This is a genomic window from Alkalicoccus luteus (genome assembly GCF_052061695.1).
Taxonomy (GTDB): Bacteria; Bacillota; Bacilli; order Bacillales; family Salisediminibacteriaceae; genus Alkalicoccus; species Alkalicoccus luteus.
In genome coordinates, this window is sequence record NZ_JBPZEY010000002.1 from 35,675 (window position 1) to 54,471 (window position 18,797).

An 18,797-nucleotide genomic window follows, 5' to 3' on the forward strand; every position below is an offset into this window, starting at 1 on the left:
AACAGTATGTTTACATATCAATAAGGCAAAACAGCTGATGCATGCTGTGTCCGCCTTAGGTGTGACGGTATTTTTTATGTAAAGAGATTACCTTGACATTTATTTTTTGCAGCGATATAATTACATTTGTTGTCTTGAGGTGAAAACTAATGAAATGGTCGATACAGCAGCTGCAGGCCTTCCGCAGAGATGGTCTGGAGCTTGATGAAACAGTCGACGTCTCACAGGTAAAAGAAGGCGACCGCGAAATTCGTGAAGTAACGCCTGTGCACGTAAAGGGCACAGGGTCAATATCGAAAGATCTTGCGACGTTCGCACTCACAATTGAAGGGAGCATGACGCTTCCTTGTGCCCGTACGCTGAATGACGTAGAATTTCCTTTTACGATTCAAGCGATTGAATCGTTTAAATTATCGGAGTGGGCCACCTTCGACGAGGAAGAGGAAGATGACGTTCATGAAGTAGAGGGCAACACGGTCGATCTAATGCCTTATGTGCGCGAGCGGATTCTGTTAGAGAAGCCGCTGCGTGTTTTCAGTGATAAGCCAGAGGGTCCGGCACCTGAATCTGGAAGCGGCTGGGAGCTTCAGGCTGAGGAGCAGGAAGCCGCAAAAGAGAAAAAGGTGGATCCGAGATTGGCGAAACTGAAGCAGTTATTTGATAAGGAATGATTTCAAGGAGGTGGGACTGAAATGGCAGTACCATTCAGAAGAACGAGTACAACCCGTAAAAATAAGCGTCGTACACACCTGAAGCTACGCGTGCCAGGCATGAATGAGTGCCCGGATTGTGGAGAAATGAAGCTTTCTCACCGTGTATGCAAATCTTGTGGTTCCTACAAGGGCCGCGACGTAGTATCCAAGTAAGACTGGGCAGGGATTTATTTCCCTGCTTTTTTGTTTTCCATCAAGCAGGAAGGTGCCGGAAGATGTCGAAATAACAGTTGGGACAGTGTATAACCTGGAGAGGGCGTGCGGGATATGAAAGTAGACATAAGTCTGGTGGACGGCGTGCTCCACGTTCAGCTTAATCGGCCTGAACAAAAAAATGCAGTTGATTTCGATGTGATCAACGCATTAGCTGAAGCTCTTGAGGAAGCTGAAACGAATCGGCATATTCACACGTTTTTGATCAAAGGCCATCGGGGTGCTTTTTGTTCGGGAGGAGATGTGCAAGCTTTTCATTCGTTATATACAAAAGAAGAAGCGCTTACTATGCTTCGGCCAATGAATGAAAACCTGATCCGTCTTAGAAAGCTGCCTTGTGTGAGCGTGTGCTACATTGATGGGCCGGCTGTAGGCGGCGGTGCCGAACTCGCAGCTGCCTGTGACAAAGTTTACATATCAGCAGAGGGAAAAGCTGGCTTTATCCAAGGAAGACTGGCCCTGTCAACAGGCTGGGGCGGAGCTGCGTGTTTAAAGCAAAAAATAGGCGCGAAAAACGCCTTTCACATGCTGACAAGCGCATCTGTCTACGATGCTGAACGTCTTTTATCGATTGGGTTTGCTGATGAAAAAGCAGAAAGCCTCGATGAGGTGCTGAGAGACCTGAAGCCTGTTACGATCCCGGGTGAGGCGGTTACAAGCTACAGAGAACCGGTGAATGCTTCCGCATTTTATAAAGAGATGAGAATGGAAGCAGACCGCTGTGCTTCGCTTTGGGAATCAGAAGAACATCACAAGCAGGTAGCGTTCTTTCTTAACAAAAAGCAATAATCCGATCAGGTAACATAAAAGCCGCCTCAGACGTGCTGTCTGAGGCGGCTGAAGGCGGTATGGACACGGGGTTACTTTTGCTCCCCGACACCTTTTGGAAACCATACATACGTATTTTCACCACGGTCACGAGCCGGGTCATACGTGACCGGTTCAAAGCCCTGCTTCGTCCAGAAATCATCTGAACGCTGACGCGCATTTGTTTTGACAGGCAGTCCCTCAGATTTAGCAAAATCGACCATCACCTTGCCGATTCCTTTACCTTGAAAGCCAGGCAGAACTTCAAGTTTCCAAAGCTCAAAGTAATCCTGCGGCGGATCAAAATAGCGGTCATACTTTGCATCAATCCGATAGAGACTCATTCTGGCAACAAGTTTATCGCCGAAGTAAACACCGTAAAATGGAGATTCACTGTCGTTCTCCACAATGTTGTCCTGCAGATCTTCCTTCATGGATAGTTCCTGAATTCCGTATTCTCGAAAGTTTTCAAAGTGCTCGAGTGTTTTAAAATTAATTTTTAATCTTTCTACTTCGTACTGATCCATGTACAGTCCCTCCAGTATCTGAAATCAATCTTTAGAGCTTTCCTGTATTGAAAGCGCTGTCTCTATTATACCGGAATACCAATTTAGATGGAAGGCTCTCCCTGTTGAACGATCAGATGATTTTCGACCTGCGGCTTTCAGGCAGCGCCACTTATGATAAACTTATGCAAGGAAAGAGGTGAACGAGCAGTGAAGATAGGTATTGCGGGAGGAGGGGCACTGGGACTCCTCTGCACGGCGCATTTGATGGCTCAAGGACACGATGTGTTTTTGAAGCTGAGAAATAGGGAGCAAATTCAAAAAATTGAGGATGAAGGTATCTGTCTCGAGCAAGAAGACAGAATGTATCAATACAGGCCCAGAGCGGGCCGTGAATCCACTGAGGAGCCGGATCTTTGGCTGTGCACGGTGAAACAGCATCACATAAGCGAATTATTTGATAATTGGAAGCCGGCAGCGCCAATGCTGATGCTGCAAAATGGCATCGGTCATATGGACATCATCCCTGAAGGAGTAGAAGCGTATCCAGCAGTAGTAACGCACGGGGCTCTGCGTACATCGCTTCATGAAGTACGGCATACAGGAGATGGCATGATCGCAGTGCCGCTGACAGGAAAAAGAGAAGTAGAAGAGCTTATTCGACAATCTGGTAAGCTTAACGTATCAGAAGTTGCGGACATCAAAACACGAATACATAAAAAACTGATCATGAATGCGGTCATAAACCCGTTAACGGTCCTGTATGAAAAGCCAAATGGATATCTTTTAGAAAACCCTGAAGCAGAAGAGGAAGCGCAGAAGCTGTGTATAGAGGCGGCCGCCATTCTCGATATGGAAAAACTCATTTGGGAAGACGTGAAGCAGTTGATTCGGATGACGGCTCGCAATCGGTCGTCTATGCTTGCTGATTACGAAGCAGGCCGGCCTCTTGAGCTTCAGGCAATAAATGGTGCGCTGATCACGATGGCCGGAGTTAAAGGAGCTCCGCATCATGAGCGCATTGTTTATCTTGTACGCAAAAAGGAGGCAGAGCGATGATGGATTTTGCTGCAGGGGCCGCCGCCACAGCCGTAACAGTCCCGCCGCTTGTATTTGTCTTCCTTTTTATTACCGTTAATAAGCTTATAGGGAAACCGGGACGATCGCTTCGACTATCTGCAGATATGACGGCCCTGTTGTTTATGATAAGTGTATACTTTATGATCGAACTGTTGTGGGGGGTGGGAACCGGCTGGTTTATGCTTATTGGTTTTCTAACAGTCGCCTCTCTGTTAACTATTCTGCAATGGTATGTTATCGAAGAAGTCAGGATGTGGAAGGTGTTAAAACAGACGTGGAGATTTCATTTTCTCGTATATGCCTGCATGTATACGGTGCTGGCCTTCGCCGGATTGTTTATCATCTAGCGGCTCTTAGAAAAGCGCTTGAACTATTGGAAGCCTGTTCATCGAGGCAGAAGACGACTGTGCAGCTTCCTGCAGGCAAGCAGGTGACTGAAGTCTCTTCGGTTTAGGACAATGCCTTCTTCTGCTATACTAAACGGGATATTGTAAGGAGAAAGGTTGGCGGACATGGACGTATTTTGTGAATCTTTACCATCTGAAGGGACCCCGGCGGCTCTGTACGAGCGAAGGGATCCGGCTGTGACGGCCAGATATGATTACATACCCGGCCGGGAAAACGAAAGATTAGCGGAGCTGCTCACCCGATCTTTTAAGCGGAAAGAATTGGCTGATATTCTCACTTCGTTTCATAAAACCTATTTTCCCTGTCCAGCTTCCTTCCGGCAGATTGCACGGCTGAGAGATGAAGAGGCCGTAGTTGTTGCGGGCGGTCAGCAGGCAGGATTGTTTCTAGGTCCGATGTATACGGTGAATAAAATCATATCGATATTGCTAGAAGCGGAATTACAGGAAACGAAGCTTCAGCATCCTGTGGTCCCGGTGTTTTGGATTGCAGGAGAGGATCATGACATAGAAGAAATTAATCACGCCTATATCCATCATCATTCAGGAGTTAAAAAAATAAAAAGTGCCGGATCGAACAAGTGGAAGCGGTCTGCTTCAGAAACAAGCATCCCTGTGGAAGAAGCAGAAGCCGCTGTAAGAGAAGCTGTCGCCTGGCTCGGAGAAACAAAGTGGACGAAGCAGATGTATGAGGAGCTGCTTGAGTCGATTAGGGAGGGGATGAGCTACACAGAGTGGTTTGCTGTGTTAACCGGGAAGCTGTTTGCAGGAACCGGACTGGTCCTGATCGATGCTCATGACCCGGAGATTCGCAAGCTGGAGCAGGAAAGCTTCAGGCGCTTGCTTACGCATACTGAAATGCTGCAGCAAACTGCCGCTGATGGAGCTGGTTTTTTCCAACAGGCAGCCGGAACGGAGCCTATAGATCCGCCGGATTCTACTGCACATTTGTTTGTACATGAAAACGGAATTCGTCAGCAGCTGTTTTTCAAAGGCGGCCGTTACTTTACAGAACATAATCCGGCTGGTTGGAGTGAACAGGAGCTTGTAGGAATGCTGGAGCAGCAAACGGTCGGCATGAGCAATAATGTCGTGACGCGCCCGTTAATGCAGGATATGCTTTTGCCGGTACTGACTTTCACTGCTGGAGCAGGTGAGCTCGCTTATTGGGGCACCCTTCGCGAAAGCTTTCATCTTTTTGATATTCGCATGCCGGTCGTCAAGCTGCGCCATTCTATCACGTTTCTTTCCAGAAGGACTCAAAAAACAATGAAACGATATGATCTTCGATTTGAGGAGCTGCAGTCTGGAGCCGCGATGCAAAAGGCGGAATCATTACAAGTCGGACTGAAGTCTCCCGAGGAAGACGCCGTATTTTCGGAGGCATATGAAAGGCTGGAGGCGCTTGCTGCACATGCAGCCGATGCGTATGGATTACGGAGAGATTTTAACAAACGCTGGGCGGCCAGGTTTCATGCGATGCTTCATTCCTTTGAAGAAGCAGTAATGGCAAAGCAGAAGGAAGACATTGAAGCAGATCTGCGGCGGTTAACAGAAGCGGATGAAGAAATTCTTTTAAAGGGGAGCACCCAGGAACGGTGGGTATCGGTATTAAGTCTTTGGAATCGCTATGGCCCATCAGCGGCGATCAAGCTTCTGCAAGCACTCCGCAGCCAGCAACATGAAAATCCTGTTCATTTTGTCATCAGCGAGTAGCCTTTTGATCGTTTGCTCTTTAACAGGAACAGGCCTCAAGCAAAGGTGCGACTCTTATGATTGAATAGAGGCTGCTTTGAAATCGGTAATCTAAAGAATATATGATCGTTATTATGCTGAAGAGACGGTACATGTGCCGTCTCTTTTTGTGTTGCACGTAAAATGATGAACGAGGAAGGAAGCCCTGGTTGATTAACAGAACCAGCTTTGGGACTCATCATGGATGCAGGTCGATACACCTCACTCAAACATCAGTCGAGTAACATGAGCGACGCAAGTCACAGGAGGGAGCTATTGATCGTACATGACGCTGTATAGGCCCCCAGAAGTGTTTCTTCGCAGTATGCCCTCCTCAGTACTCATTTATCTTCAATTGACGGTTTCATGAACGCTCATTACGTTAGAAACCTGGACAAGCTTTATTGCGATAAGGTAAAAGCGCTTAACTATATAAAATTGTGACAGTTCCAGAAAAAATTCAGAATATTTATCAATGATTTCCAAAATGAGTGGTAGAGAGTGGGGAGATGTGGTAGATTAGAATTAAGAAGTGGGGGAAGGGGTGGAACTGGCATGTTCATCGGCGAATTCGAGCATCAGATGGACACAAAGGGACGTATGATTATTCCGGCTAAGTTCCGTGAAAACCTCGGATCCGGCTTTGTCGTTACTCGGGGGATGGATCAGTGTTTGTTCGTCTACCCGCAGGAAGAGTGGCAGAAGATGGAGTCCAAATTACGCGAGCTTCCGTTTACGAAGAAAGATGCCAGAGCATTCACGAGATTCTTCTTTTCTGGAGCGACTGAATGTGACCTGGACAAACAAAATAGAATCAATATTCCTGTTTCACTGCGGAATTATGCAGGATTGGAAAAAGAATGTGTCGTTATTGGAGTATCTTCCAGAGTGGAAATTTGGGATAAAGCGGCTTGGGATTCCTACATGGATGAATCCGCTGATGCATTTGCCGAGCTGGCAGAGGGTTTATTTGATACATAATGGAAGGGGAGGGCAGACGTTGTTTGAGCATGAAACGGTAATGAAAGAAGAGGCGGTCGATGGGCTGCTTATTAAACCGGACGGCACGTATGTCGATTGTACACTGGGCGGCGGCGGACACAGCAGCCGCATTTTAGACGAACTGACTGAAGGCGGGCGCCTGTTTGCATTTGATCAGGATGAGCATGCGCTGCAGGCAGCTGCAGATCGATTAGAGGGAAGGCCTGTGACGTTTATTCAGGATAACTTCCGAAATTTGAAGCTCCGGCTGGAAGAGCAAAACGTAACAGAAGTGGATGGTGTTTTGTTTGATTTAGGCGTATCTTCTCCCCAGTTCGATGTTCCGGAGCGAGGGTTCAGCTACCGGTTCGATGCCAGACTTGATATGCGAATGGATCTTTCAAGTGAGCTGTCGGCTTATGAGGTAGTGAATGAATGGAGCTTTCAGGATCTTCATTATATTATTCATACATACGGGGAAGAGAAATTTGCCAAACAGATCGCGCGTCAAATTGAAAAAAGAAGAGCGGTTCGGCCAGTGGAAACCACGTTTGAGCTAGTCGATATCATTAAGGAAGCGATACCTGCTCCGGCAAGACGAAAAGGCGGACATCCAGCGAAGCGGACGTTTCAAGCTTTACGAATTGCCGTTAACGATGAACTGAAGGTATTTGAAGAAGCGCTCAGTCAGGCAGTAGATATGTTAAAGCCAGGTGGTCGTGTAGCGGTTATTACGTTTCACTCACTGGAAGATCGTATTTGCAAAGTGTTTTTCAAGAAAAAAAGCAGCATGCCGGAACTTCCAAGAGGGATGCCGGTTATTCCAGACGGAATGGAACCGGAGTTGAAGCTGATTACGAGAAAACCGGTCACAGCTGGCAAGGAGGAGCTTGAGAACAATAACAGAGCTCATTCCGCCAAATTGAGGATCGCAGAAAAGCGAGCATAACAGGGGAGGATTAACATGAGTCCACTAGTGAAGCAGCACAATCCGGCTCCGGTACGTAAAACGAAGACGGTTGTCAGACGAGTACATAAGAGCGGAATCACAAAAGGAGAGAAGCTGCTTTACGGGCTTGCTGTACCGCTCATCATAGCAGCAGCTTTCATGATCGTATCAAACTACGCTTCGCTCTATTCGCTGAACTATGATGCACAGGGGAAAGAGGCAGCGATTACGGAACAGACAAGTGTAAATGACGGTCTTACTCTGCAGGTCAAAGAATTATCCGATCCGGATCGCATTTTAACGATAGCGCAATCCGAACTCGGCATGTCTTTGCACGATGAACAAGTGAGAGTGCTTCATCAGCAGGATTAACGTCGTCTTTCTACCAAAAAAACTTTTTCGGTCTGAGCGTTCCGAAAAGGTTTTTTCTGCTGTTGAACCCGTTTAGTGAAGGAAGCAGGAGGAGAGTATATGGAAGCGGATAAACAAAAAGTCATTACTCGCAGAGCGTTGTATATTTTGATGATTTTTGCAGCGGCTATCTTGATCATGTTCTCACGGTTTGCGTATATACAGGCGTCTAAAGAAGTGCAGGAAGTGGATCTTGAAAATCTGCTGGAGCGACGCTGGACGCAGACAATGGAAATTGATGGAGAGCGGGGTTCCATTCTCGATCGAACAGGGGAGGTACTCGCCGAAGAGATTCCTTCTTATACGATTGTAGCTGTACTTGATGACAGTCAGTCCTCTTACGTGGAGGACCCTGGATATACGGCGTCCCAGCTTGCTGAAGTGCTCGAAGTGGATCCGGCGTTCCTCGAAGCGCAGTTGTCCAGAGAGTCCCACCAGGTCGAGTTAGGTCCTGCAGCGAAAAACATGAGCTTTGAAAAAATGCGGAGTGTTGAGGAGTTAGAGCTGCCGGGTATCGTTTTCCGTGAAGATCCTCGCCGTTACTACCCGATGCAGACTTTTGCATCGCATGTTATTGGCTATACAGAGCGCGATATGTCAGAAGCTAGAATGGGACTTGAAAACAGCTTGAATGAGTATCTGCGGGATGAACCAGGAGAAATCTCTTATCAGCAGGACGGCCGCGCTGTACCGCTTGCTGGAGTAGAAGAACGTATTCAAGAGCCAGTAAACGGAGCTGATGTGTCACTCACGATAGACGCTCGAATTCAAACGGCGATGGAGCAGACGATGAATCAGGTAGACGAGCTGTATGAGCCGGAGCGGATGATGGCTGTTGCTGCACATGCAGAAACTGGAGAGATCCTTGCGCTGTCAAACCGGCCCAGCTTTAATCCGAATGAATACGAAGATATCGAAAACTTTACGAACTATGTGATATCATCCAGGTTCGAGCCTGGCTCCACCATGAAAATTTTTACGCTGGCTGCGGCAATTGAAGAAGGAGTGTATGAAGGAGACGAAGAGTTTACGTCTGGTTCATATGAAATTTTCGACCGAAGGATTCACGATCATAATAATGGAGAAGGCTGGGGAGACATCACATTTAACGAAGGAGTGCAGCGTTCATCCAACGTTGCATTTTCAAAAATTGCTATGGAAATACTGGGACCTGAAAAGCTGTATGAATATGTGACAGAGTTTGGTTTTCGAGAGCCTACAGGCATTGATCTTCCAAATGAGGTCAATGGCGGGGACGTTGCGGAGACCTATCCAATTGATGCAGCGACCACAGCTTTTGGTCAGGCGACCTCTGTTTCTCCGATGCAGCAGGTAAAAGCAGCAACTGCAATCGCAAACGATGGAAAAATGATGAATCCGTATATTGTTTCTGCCATTACTGATGGTACGACAGGTGAACCAGTGTACGAAGCGTCTCCTGAAATTGCAGGTGAACCGATTTCTGCTGAAACAGCAGCAGAGGTCCGGGACATCATGAAAACAGTAGTGACCGAAGAAGCCGGTACAGGAAGGGCTTATGCCATTGACGGATTTGAGGTTGCCGGAAAAACCGGAACAGCCCAGATCCCTGCTGAAGAGGGTGGAGGATATATGTCTGGACACGGGAAGAACATTTTTTCTTTCATCGGCATGGCTCCGGCAGAAGATCCGGAAGTCATTGTCTATGTAGCCGTTGACCGTCCGGAGCTTGAACCTAGTCAGCTTGGAAATGAACCAGTTTCAATGATCTTCAGACAGGTAATGGAACAGAGTCTGCAGTATTTAAATATTGCTCCAACCGAAGAATCTCAGATTGATGGAGACGGCGGGACTGAGATAACCGTCGAAGACTACAGCGGTGCGCAGGCTGAAGACGTTTCTGAACAGCTGATTGCAGAAGGCTTGGATGTTTACGTGCTTGGAGACGGCGGAGAGATCGTTGGTCAAAGTGCTGAAGAAGGTGTGACTCTCGCCCACGGGACGAAGCTTTTCTTGAAGACAGAAGGGGATGCATCGATGCCGGATATGTCCGGATGGAGTCTGCGTTCAGTTCAGCAGGCAGCGAGTCTTATGGATATGCAGGTGGAGTCGGAAGGCCAGGGTTTCGCAGTCGATCAACGACCAGAGCCAGGGAGCTCTACGTCAGGAGCTGGAACAATTCGGATTCTGCTCGATATGGACGAGCCGGGTGAGCAGGTGGAAGAGGAAACAGATGAAGATGATAACGAAGACGAAGATGAAGACGATGAAACTTTCTTCATGGATTAACGTCCAATTCATTCGGGGAATATCATAATTCTTAGCAGCGATGATGCCGAAGGGTGATACTAATGACTACAACACTATACAAACTAGCTGAACGGCTTCCAATTAAGCATGTGTACGGAAGTGATGTTGCCATCACAGGAATGGAGATGGATAATCGCAATCTAAAGCAAGGCGATTTGTTTTTCTGTATTCCAGGATATACGGTTGACGGGCATACATTTGCTGAATCTGCTAAGGAGGCCGGAGCTGCTGCGATCGTGACAGAGCGAAGGCTCAATATCGGACTGCCGGAAATCGTAACAGGCAGCTCACGACGGGCCATGGCTGTACTGGCGGCAGACTTCTACGGACACCCAAGTGCCAAGCTGACGATGATCGGAGTTACCGGGACGAATGGAAAAACATCGGTAACTCATTATATCGAACAGCTATTGGAGATGAGAGACAAAGCGTGCGGCGTTATAGGTACAATGTATACTCGTTATGCAGGAAAAACAGTAGCGTCAGCGAATACAACGCCGGAATCAATTACGCTGCAGAAATTGCTTCATAACATGAGCTCGGCAGGAACTGAAACGGTAGCAATGGAAGTGTCATCGCACGCGCTGGCAGGTGGAAGAATCCATGGTACGGCATTTCAAACGGCAGTCTTTACGAATTTATCTCAGGATCACCTTGATTATCACAAAGATATGGATGACTATGCACATGCGAAAAGTCTGTTGTTTTCGCAGCTTGGTTCTTCGTTTAATCGATATCCGCTTCCGGTTTCGGTCATTAACAGCGATGATCCGTATGCGTCTGTCATGATAAGAGCTTCGGCAGTACCAGTTGTTACCTACGGCATTCACTCTGAAGCAGATCTGCAGGCATCAGATTTGAAGCTGGACCCATCAGGGAGCCAGTTTCGCTTGAATGGTTTTGGCGAATCGTATCCAATCCGCATCTCTCTTCCCGGACGATTTTCTGTCTACAACGTCCTTGCAGCTGCGGGAGCTCTTTATGCTCAAGGCATTGAGCTTCGTACAATCGCGGCAGACCTCGAAAACCTGAAAGGAGTCCGGGGCAGATTCGAACCGGTGGAATCCGTTCACCCGGTGCACGTCATCGTCGATTATGCACATACTCCAGACAGTCTCGAAAATGTACTGGATACAATCAAGGAAGTTTCAACCGGCGATGTTATTACGGTCGTCGGGTGCGGAGGGGACCGCGATAAGACGAAGCGTCCGCTCATGGCCGCAGCGGCAGAAGCGAGAAGTTCGCTGACAATCCTTACATCTGATAATCCAAGATCTGAAGATCCGGATGCTATTCTTGAAGACATGAAACAGGGGATGAGTTCAACGGACTTTCTTGTGGAGTCTGACCGTCGAGAAGCAATCAGAAAAGCAATTTTGCATGCTAAAGCAGGTGATGTTGTGCTGATTGCGGGTAAAGGGCATGAAACGTACCAGGAAATTAATGGAGTCCGCACCGAGTTCGATGACAGGAAAGAAGCTGAAACCGCGCTGAAGGAGTGGGGCTATTGAGTATTTTTGTGACGCCGGAACTGTTGTCTGCATATGCTTCATCTCAAAGAGGAAATACAGATGTTCAGGAGTTTGCAAATGTTACAAGCAGTATTTACGAAGTGGTGGAAGGCAGTCTGTTTGTGCCTGTGAGCGGACCCCGCTATGATGGCCACCAGTTTATTGAAGCAGCGGTTGAAGGCGGAGCAGCAGCTGCTTTATGGCGTAAGACCGAGCCGGTGCCGGATACAATCCCGGAACATTTTCCACTGTTTATGACAGACAGTCCGGAACAGGTATGTAAAGACCTCGCAGCTTATTACCTGCAGCATCATAAAGCAAAGGTTGTGCTGGTAGAGGGGGATTATACGGCAGGTGTGATGCTGAGAATGATGACAGCATGGATGAAAGGAAGGAAAACAGCGGTTTTAAATGAGCGTCAGCTGGAGTCCGCGTCAGATGCCGAGCTGATTCTGTCACTTGATACAGATACGGAAGTTGTCTTTTTGCATATCGAAGAAAATGATAAACGGAGAGAATCTTTAGCAGGCCTTTTGAAACCGGAAATATCGCTGGTTTGTACTGTAGATGCCGCTTATACAAAAGCGTCAAATGATGCTGGAACAATTGTGACTACCTTGTTTCCGCCGTCTCCTTCTGCAGACCGGAACGACCTGCCGGATTGGCTGGCCGTCTATGCGCCGCTTATTCAAACTGCTGAAAACAGCTATAGAAGACTTACCGGAAAAACACACCCGCCAGCCTCGTTTTTGCGTCCGGAGGTATTTGGATTCCAGGTCATGCCTGCGATGAATGGCGGTTATGTGCTGTTTGAGTCTGAGGCTATGGAGGAGGCAGAGCTCGATTATTCATTAGGCTGGCTGTCCCACACAGGCAATTATGACCGCAGGTACTTAATTATTGATGAAGGTTTCCAGTCTGACAGATATCACAAGGCGGTGCACGAGCTTTTTGCAAAGCATATTACCATTGCTATAACAGATGTGATTGCTGTTGGCGAGAAAGCTTTCTGGGTGCATGATGCACTGGAGAGAGCGCAGCGTGACGATGTCATCTCGTTTTACTATAAAACGCATGTAGATGCCATCGATAAGCTGAAAGAAGCACTCGTCGGCAATAATTTAATTATGTATAAAGGCGCAAACAGAGAAATGATTTACGAAATTTTGCACGAATTGAACAGAGATTAGAGAGGGGTACTACCGCATGTTTGACACCGGGCTGATTCCTGCCTTGATTTTAGCATTTACTTTAACGGTGATTAGTTCACCATTTATTATTCCATATTTACGAAGACTGAAGTTTGGACAAAGCATCCGTGAGGAGGGGCCTCAGTCCCACCAAAAAAAGACGGGAACTCCGACGATGGGCGGTTTGATTATTCTTGGAGCCGCAGTTGCCGCTTCAGCAGCAGCATCAGGATTTTATTACGGCATCAACATTGAGCTGATTCTTATCTTCATTGTGCTGTTAGGCTTTGGTCTGCTCGGGTTCCTGGATGATTACATTAAAGTAGTAAAAAAACGTAATCTAGGTCTTACATCGAAACAGAAATTTTTAGGGCAGGTAGGGATCTCAACTCTTGTTTACATCATCCTGCTTGCGACAGGCTTGTCTACAGAGATCAGCGTACCCGGGACAGAGCTCGCTGTTGATGTCGGCTGGCTTTATTTCCCGCTCATTATTGTGATGCTCGTTGGAGCGAGCAACGCGGTCAATTTAACCGACGGCCTGGACGGACTGGTAGCGGGTACCGCTGCTGCAGCCTTTACGGCCTTCGCTTTCATTGCTTATGCAGCAGGTTTGTTTTCAACCGCAGTGTTTGCGATGGCTTTGACAGGAGCACTTTTAGGTTTTCTTGTTTTTAATGCACATCCTGCTAAAGTATTCATGGGCGATACCGGTTCGCTGGCGATCGGTGGAGCGCTTGCCATGACGGCAGTGCTGACAAAAACGGAGCTGCTGTTGATTATAATCGGCGGTGTATTCGTAATCGAAACTCTGTCCGTTATCTTGCAGGTGGCTTCCTTTAAATTAAGAAAGAAACGAATATTCAAGATGAGCCCGATCCACCACCATTTCGAACTTTCCGGCTGGAGTGAGTGGCGGGTGGTCGCGACATTCTGGACCATCGGTGTGCTATGTGCAGCTGCCGGTATTATGCTGGAGGTATTATAATGTTTTCAAAAAACGATTGGAAAAACCGGCGCGTTCTCATTTTAGGACTTGCACGGAGCGGGACAGAAGCAGCCTATCTGCTTCACCAGCTCGGTGCTGATGTAACTGTTAATGACAGCCTGGCATTTGATGAAAATGAACTTGCGCAAGAACTTCAGTCGCTGGGAATACGGACGGTCTGCGGAAGTCATCCTCCGGAGCTGATTGAAGAAAAGCCGGAAGTACTCGTGAAAAACCCGGGTATCCGGTACGATCATGAACTCGTTCAAAAAGCGGTGGAAGCAGGCATACCGATTATTACAGAGGTAGAGGCTGCTTACGATGCCGCTCCCTGTGACATGATTGGAATCACGGGATCTAACGGTAAAACAACTACGACCACCTATATTCACGAAATGCTGAAGGGCAGCAGCCGTCAGCCGCTGCTCGCTGGAAACATTGGAGAGACCGCATCAAAAGTTGTTCGGCAGGCATCAAGCGATCATGTGATGGTAACGGAACTTTCCAGCTTTCAGCTGATGGGTACAGTTAATTTTCGTCCAAATGTGGCGGTGCTATTAAATATTGCCGATGCTCATTTGGACTATCACGGTTCGAAAGAGGCTTACATAGAAGCGAAAGCAATGCTTTTCCGTAACCAGACAGAATCAGATACGCTCGTCTACAATGCGGATGACCCGATTGTCTGCAGCATGGTCGAATCAGCACCTTCCATAAAAATTCCATTTTCAACAAAAAAAAAGCTGGCAGACGGTGCTTGTCTATTTGATGGCTGGCTCTGCCTCCACGGAGAGAAATTAGTGCGCGAAACAGACTTTTCACTGCCGGGAAGCTATAACATCGCTAACGGTCTTGCTGCAGCCGCAGCTGCAGCTGCAGCTGGAGCTGAACTGGAACAAATTAAATCTGTTCTTCGCCAGTTCGGCGGCGTCGAGCATCGTTTGCAGCATGTCATGGTCTGGAAAGAAAGAACCTTTTTTAATAACTCCAAGGCTACCAATGTTCCTGCAGCAGTCACCTCGCTTCAGGCGTTTACACAGCCAGTTATCCTTATTGCTGGAGGACTCGACCGCGGGCTTTCTTTTGATGGACTGATTCCGGAAATGTCGAACGTTCATGGCCTGATTTCATATGGAGAAACAGCAGGTAAACTGCTTGAAGCAGGAGAATCAGCCGGCGTACCAGAGCGGCATCAGACTGAAACGCTCGAAAAAGCAGTAGAGCTAGCGATTGATGTGTCTCGTGAAGGGGATGTGATCCTGCTTTCACCCGCTTGCGCCTCCTGGGACCAGTTTTCTACCTTCGAAGAACGAGGGAGAACATTTATCCACGCAGTTGAGCAGGCAACTGGGAAGAAAGCGGGGAATCATACATGAGAATCGCAGTATCAGGCGGAGGGACGGGCGGTCATATTTATCCGGCTCTGGCGCTTATTCGCCACTTGCAGCAAAAAGAAGAGACCGATGTGTTGTACATCGGAACTGAGCGGGGGCTCGAATCAACGCTGGTTCCAGATGCAGACATTTTATTTAAGAGTGTGCATATTACAGGGTTCAAGCGCAGCCTATCAGTTGAAAACGTTAAAACCGTCTTTCGTTTTGTTAAAGCAGTCCGTCAATCAAAGGCCTATTTAAAAGAATTTAAGCCGGATGTTGTTGTCGGCACTGGGGGCTATGTTTGCGGGCCGGTCGTTTATGCTGCAGCAAAGCTTGGAATTCCGACACTTATTCACGAACAGAACAGCGTGCCAGGCATCACGAATAAATTTCTCGCCAGATACGCCGACCGGGTCGCGGTATGCTTTGATGAAGCTGTAACGAGGTTCCCGGAGAAAAAAGTGGTCTATACAGGAAATCCACGTGCATCAGAAGCAGTAGAGGCAGAGGATACGCCTGCGATTCTGAAGGAATATGGACTTAATCCGGATCAGCCTGTTTTCGTCATAGCCGGTGGAAGCCGAGGCGCGGCTCCAATTAATAAGGCAGTATTACAAGCATACAGCGAGCTGGCTGAAAAAGAGTACCAGGTTCTCTATGTAACGGGGAGCGTTCATTATGATGCTATCCAGCAAGAGCTCCCTGAAAAGAAAGCCGACTCTATTATTACCGTCCCGTACGTTGAAAACATGCCGGCTCTGTTAAGACAGGTCCGTGGAGCTGTGGGGCGTGCCGGAGCGACTTCTATAGCAGAATTGACAGCGCTAGGTGTACCTGCAGTGTATATACCAAGTCCGTATGTAACAGAAAATCACCAATTTCATAATGCGGATGCTTACGTAAAAAAGGGTGCTGCCTTGATGATCGAAGAGAAAAATCTGACTGCAGAAACCCTTGTCGCGGCACTGGATTCTTTATTTGATCCGGAAACAGCAGCAGCCATGAGTCAAAAAGCGAGGGAAGCTGGCATGCCGCAGGCAGCAGCTTTACTCTCGGAAGAGCTGCACGCGTTAAAACGCTCATAAATAAAGGAAAAGGAGGGGGAAAATGAGCAGGGACAGAGTGGTCGACCTTGAGCATAAACTGCCAAAGCTTCAAGCTGACAGAAAGAGACGGGCACGCAAACGCTTCCTGCTCTATCTTTCCGTTTTGCTGCTGTTGATTGGTACTGCAGTTTACCTTCAAAGCAGTCTGAGCGATGTACGTTCAATCCATGTAGAAGGTGCAGCGTTTACAGGGGCCGAGGAAATAGAAGCTGTATCAGGTATTGAACGAGGTATGAAGATGTGGGGACTTGATCTTGATGAGCATACGGCTTCTATTCTCTCTCACGAAACGATAGAAGAGGCATCGATTCGCAGGACGTGGCCATCAACGGTGCGGATCGAAGTAGAAGAGTACAGGACTGCAGCATATGCATCAGCAGGAAGCTCTTATAATCCGGTTTTAAGCAACGGTAACATTGTAGAAATGGAACGTCCTCCAGGGGATGCTCCTGTCCTGCATGGTTTTGAAGAGGGAGAAATGCTGACTAAACTGGCTCAAGAAATAAACCGCATGAGTACTTCCGTCCAGTATGCCATTTCCGACATCATTCACGATCCGGTGGAAAATGACCCGGAGAGGCTGACTCTTTATATGAATGACGGGAATGTCGTCAGTACAACGGTTTCATCGTTTGCCGACCGTATGGAGCCTTACGCAGCAGTTGCAGGTCAGCTCGACAGCAGTGAAGAGGGTATCATTCATATGCGTATCAACCCATACTTTGAATCATTTGCCGAAATTGATGAAGAAGAAGAGCCCATGGAAGGAGAAGAATCCGGCGGCGGTATCGTTGATGACGTTCCTCCGGAGGAATCCGCCGATGAGCCGGCAGAAGAGGCAGAAGAGGATACAGCGGGAGACGGGGAGGCAGCGGACGCGGATGAAGTGGATTAGTGCTGCGGCTGTCTTTTTTGTCAGTCTGCTGGCGGGACTGGCCATTAGCAGCTCGATAGAGTCAGAGGAAGGATTTGTTAGTGATGAAGCAGAAGCTGCAGCACTTCAGATAGAAAATGAATTGCTGGAGGAGCAAGTTGAAGGACTTCAGCGTTCTTTAAGGGAGCAGGAAGAATTGTCAGCTGCGCAGGATGCGTCAACCGTAACCGAAGAGCAGCTGATGCGGCTTCGAATGCTTGCCGGAGACGTAGCTGTAAAAGGCGAAGGTCTGCGTGTAGAACTTGATGATACAACTACAGACAGCGATAACCCTTCAGCTTTTCTTGTTCATGAGCAGCACGTCCAAAGGGCGGTAGACGAGTTGTTAACCGCAGGAGCAGAAGCGGTCGCTGTCAATGGAGTCAGGCTTAGTCAGTCCTCTTACATTAAATGCATCGGTCCAGTGATCGAAGTGGACGGGATCCGTTCAACAGCTCCGTTTGTCGTTGAAGCAATCGGAGACAGCAGCGTTCTGGAAGCGTCCATGGAATTGCGTGGCGGTGCAGTTTATGAGCTGTTAGCGGATAATGTTCAGGTACGGATGGAAACGTTGAATGAAATCATAATTCCTGAAGTACGCACTGGAGGCGAGGTCGGATGAAGCATGTGCTTATTGGGACGGCGGTTTTCTTGTTTACAGCGGTATGCAGCCATGCCTTAGGCAGCTCACTCACTTCTTCTCCAGCTTATGAAGATGAAGGCAGCTTGCAGCAGCTGCTCTTGTATGAAGCTGAAAGGCAGGAAGAACTGCTCGCAGAAGCTGCGATGCTCGAGCGAAGGCTTGCACTTCTGGATGAACCAGACAGCACGCCCGCAGCTGATTCTGCAGTAAAGCGACTGGAAGCAGCGGCCTCGCTGACCGAGATCTCAGGAGACGGAATCGTTCTTACAGTATTTGATCCGAATGATGAGGGGATCCACTTGCCGCCGGATTTGCTGAGGCTCTTATTGAACGACAGCTTCCAAGCTGGAGCCGAAGCTGCGTCGGTCGGCCAAGAACGTATTACAGCCCGGACGTCGATCCGGGAAGTAAATGGCCGCACGCTGGTGGATGGGCACAGTGCTGGCTCGCTCCCGGTTGCTATTTCCCTCACTGCTCCCTCACCGGAGCTCGCAAAAGATCGAATCAATGCGTCAGAGGCAGCCATGCTCCTGAAGTCAGAAGGATTTGAGCTGACGCTTGAGCTCAAGCAAGTTGATGTACCGGGATTTGATGGTTCGTACAGGCTTCAGACGGCAGAGCCGGCCGAGGAGGAAGACGAGTGAAATTGGTTGTAACACTTGCCGTCGCAGTGTGTGCAGGGATAATAACTGGAGTATTTTATCAAGGGGAACTGCCAGGTGGCTACGAATCTTATGCAGCGGTTTGGATTCTAACATTATTACTAAGCATAACCGGCGGAATGAAAGCGTTTGTCGAACGTGTGTTTTGTGAAAAAATGTTTTTTTACGGATTTGTAACGAATCTGATTTTAGGTACGATAATCGCTTTTCTAGGACACCAACTTAGTGTAGACTTGTACATAGTCGTTTCCATTGTATTAACATTACGAATATTTCGCGATGCCTCTGATATAAGGAAGCAACTTTTTAACCGTTGAC

The 18,797-nt window shown here is 48.0% G+C and carries 20 protein-coding genes; 19 read left to right on the forward strand and 1 reads right to left on the reverse strand.

The window, feature by feature from the left end; genetic code table 11:
- Positions 1 to 149 precede the first annotated feature (149 nt).
- From ACSZLD_RS02405 to ACSZLD_RS02415, 3 genes are all read left to right on the forward strand, one after another.
- Positions 150 to 671: a YceD family protein gene (locus ACSZLD_RS02405; protein WP_377908121.1), complete on the forward strand. Its 522-nt coding sequence runs from the start codon at positions 150 to 152 to the stop codon at positions 669 to 671.
- A gap of 21 nt (positions 672 to 692) precedes the next feature.
- A complete protein-coding gene (gene rpmF, locus ACSZLD_RS02410; RefSeq protein ID WP_168004743.1) occupies positions 693 to 866 on the forward strand; it encodes a 50S ribosomal protein L32 in 174 nt (57 codons plus the stop codon).
- A 114-nt stretch (positions 867 to 980) separates the two neighbouring features.
- On the forward strand, positions 981 to 1,715 hold the full coding sequence (locus ACSZLD_RS02415) for an enoyl-CoA hydratase/isomerase family protein (RefSeq protein WP_444684126.1): 735 nt from the start codon (positions 981 to 983) through the stop codon (positions 1,713 to 1,715).
- A gap of 71 nt (positions 1,716 to 1,786) precedes the next feature.
- Here the strand turns inward: ACSZLD_RS02415 and ACSZLD_RS02420 are convergent, their stop codons facing one another.
- The gene (locus ACSZLD_RS02420; RefSeq protein ID WP_377908123.1) at positions 1,787 to 2,260 is read right to left on the reverse strand and encodes an N-acetyltransferase; all 474 of its coding nucleotides are present in this window, start codon (positions 2,258 to 2,260) and stop codon (positions 1,787 to 1,789) included.
- A gap of 189 nt (positions 2,261 to 2,449) precedes the next feature.
- Between ACSZLD_RS02420 and ACSZLD_RS02425 the strand changes: the two genes are divergently transcribed.
- The 16 genes from ACSZLD_RS02425 (at position 2,450) to ACSZLD_RS02500 (ending at position 18,796) form a co-directional block, all read left to right on the forward strand.
- Positions 2,450 to 3,298 (forward strand): ketopantoate reductase family protein, encoded by an 849-nt coding sequence (locus ACSZLD_RS02425; protein ID WP_377908124.1) that lies wholly within the window; start codon positions 2,450 to 2,452, stop codon positions 3,296 to 3,298.
- A complete protein-coding gene (locus ACSZLD_RS02430) occupies positions 3,295 to 3,666 on the forward strand; it encodes a DUF3397 family protein (RefSeq protein ID WP_444684127.1) in 372 nt (123 codons plus the stop codon). Before ACSZLD_RS02425 ends, ACSZLD_RS02430 begins: the two co-directional genes overlap by 4 nt.
- Positions 3,667 to 3,831: 165 nt before the next feature.
- Positions 3,832 to 5,442 (forward strand): bacillithiol biosynthesis cysteine-adding enzyme BshC, encoded by a 1,611-nt coding sequence (bshC, locus tag ACSZLD_RS02435; protein WP_444684128.1) that lies wholly within the window; start codon positions 3,832 to 3,834, stop codon positions 5,440 to 5,442.
- A 573-nt stretch (positions 5,443 to 6,015) separates the two neighbouring features.
- Entirely contained in the window at positions 6,016 to 6,441 is a 426-nt protein-coding gene (gene mraZ / locus ACSZLD_RS02440) for a division/cell wall cluster transcriptional repressor MraZ (RefSeq protein ID WP_377908127.1), read from the forward strand.
- A gap of 19 nt (positions 6,442 to 6,460) precedes the next feature.
- The gene (gene rsmH, locus ACSZLD_RS02445) at positions 6,461 to 7,390 is read left to right on the forward strand and encodes a 16S rRNA (cytosine(1402)-N(4))-methyltransferase RsmH (RefSeq protein WP_444684129.1); all 930 of its coding nucleotides are present in this window, start codon (positions 6,461 to 6,463) and stop codon (positions 7,388 to 7,390) included.
- A 15-nt stretch (positions 7,391 to 7,405) separates the two neighbouring features.
- The gene (ftsL, locus tag ACSZLD_RS02450; RefSeq protein WP_377908130.1) at positions 7,406 to 7,762 is read left to right on the forward strand and encodes a cell division protein FtsL; all 357 of its coding nucleotides are present in this window, start codon (positions 7,406 to 7,408) and stop codon (positions 7,760 to 7,762) included.
- A gap of 99 nt (positions 7,763 to 7,861) precedes the next feature.
- Complete coding sequence (locus ACSZLD_RS02455) at positions 7,862 to 10,069, forward strand: penicillin-binding protein (RefSeq protein ID WP_444684130.1); 2,208 nt, start codon at positions 7,862 to 7,864, stop codon at positions 10,067 to 10,069.
- Between the two features lie 62 nt (positions 10,070 to 10,131).
- Positions 10,132 to 11,601, forward strand: a complete 1,470-nt coding sequence (locus ACSZLD_RS02460; RefSeq protein WP_444684131.1) for a UDP-N-acetylmuramoyl-L-alanyl-D-glutamate--2,6-diaminopimelate ligase — start codon at positions 10,132 to 10,134, stop codon at positions 11,599 to 11,601.
- Positions 11,598 to 12,791 (forward strand): hypothetical protein, encoded by a 1,194-nt coding sequence (locus tag ACSZLD_RS02465; protein WP_444684132.1) that lies wholly within the window; start codon positions 11,598 to 11,600, stop codon positions 12,789 to 12,791. The genes ACSZLD_RS02460 and ACSZLD_RS02465 overlap by 4 nt, the downstream gene beginning before the upstream one ends.
- A 16-nt stretch (positions 12,792 to 12,807) precedes the next feature.
- Positions 12,808 to 13,779 carry a phospho-N-acetylmuramoyl-pentapeptide-transferase gene (mraY, locus tag ACSZLD_RS02470; RefSeq protein ID WP_377908134.1) on the forward strand — a complete coding sequence of 324 codons (972 nt, stop codon included), beginning with the start codon at positions 12,808 to 12,810 and terminating at the stop codon, positions 13,777 to 13,779.
- A complete protein-coding gene (murD, locus tag ACSZLD_RS02475) occupies positions 13,779 to 15,155 on the forward strand; it encodes a UDP-N-acetylmuramoyl-L-alanine--D-glutamate ligase (RefSeq protein WP_444684133.1) in 1,377 nt (458 codons plus the stop codon). The genes mraY and murD overlap by 1 nt, the downstream gene beginning before the upstream one ends.
- Entirely contained in the window at positions 15,152 to 16,240 is a 1,089-nt protein-coding gene (gene murG, locus ACSZLD_RS02480; protein WP_444684134.1) for an undecaprenyldiphospho-muramoylpentapeptide beta-N-acetylglucosaminyltransferase, read from the forward strand. The genes murD and murG overlap by 4 nt, the downstream gene beginning before the upstream one ends.
- Before the next feature lie 22 nt (positions 16,241 to 16,262).
- Entirely contained in the window at positions 16,263 to 17,156 is an 894-nt protein-coding gene (locus tag ACSZLD_RS02485; protein ID WP_444684135.1) for a cell division protein FtsQ/DivIB, read from the forward strand.
- Positions 17,143 to 17,796: a DUF881 domain-containing protein gene (locus ACSZLD_RS02490; RefSeq protein ID WP_444684136.1), complete on the forward strand. Its 654-nt coding sequence runs from the start codon at positions 17,143 to 17,145 to the stop codon at positions 17,794 to 17,796. The genes ACSZLD_RS02485 and ACSZLD_RS02490 overlap by 14 nt, the downstream gene beginning before the upstream one ends.
- The gene (locus tag ACSZLD_RS02495; RefSeq protein WP_444684137.1) at positions 17,793 to 18,461 is read left to right on the forward strand and encodes a DUF881 domain-containing protein; all 669 of its coding nucleotides are present in this window, start codon (positions 17,793 to 17,795) and stop codon (positions 18,459 to 18,461) included. The genes ACSZLD_RS02490 and ACSZLD_RS02495 overlap by 4 nt, the downstream gene beginning before the upstream one ends.
- Entirely contained in the window at positions 18,458 to 18,796 is a 339-nt protein-coding gene (locus ACSZLD_RS02500) for a DUF1290 domain-containing protein (protein WP_377908141.1), read from the forward strand. Before ACSZLD_RS02495 ends, ACSZLD_RS02500 begins: the two co-directional genes overlap by 4 nt.
- Position 18,797 lies beyond the last annotated feature (1 nt).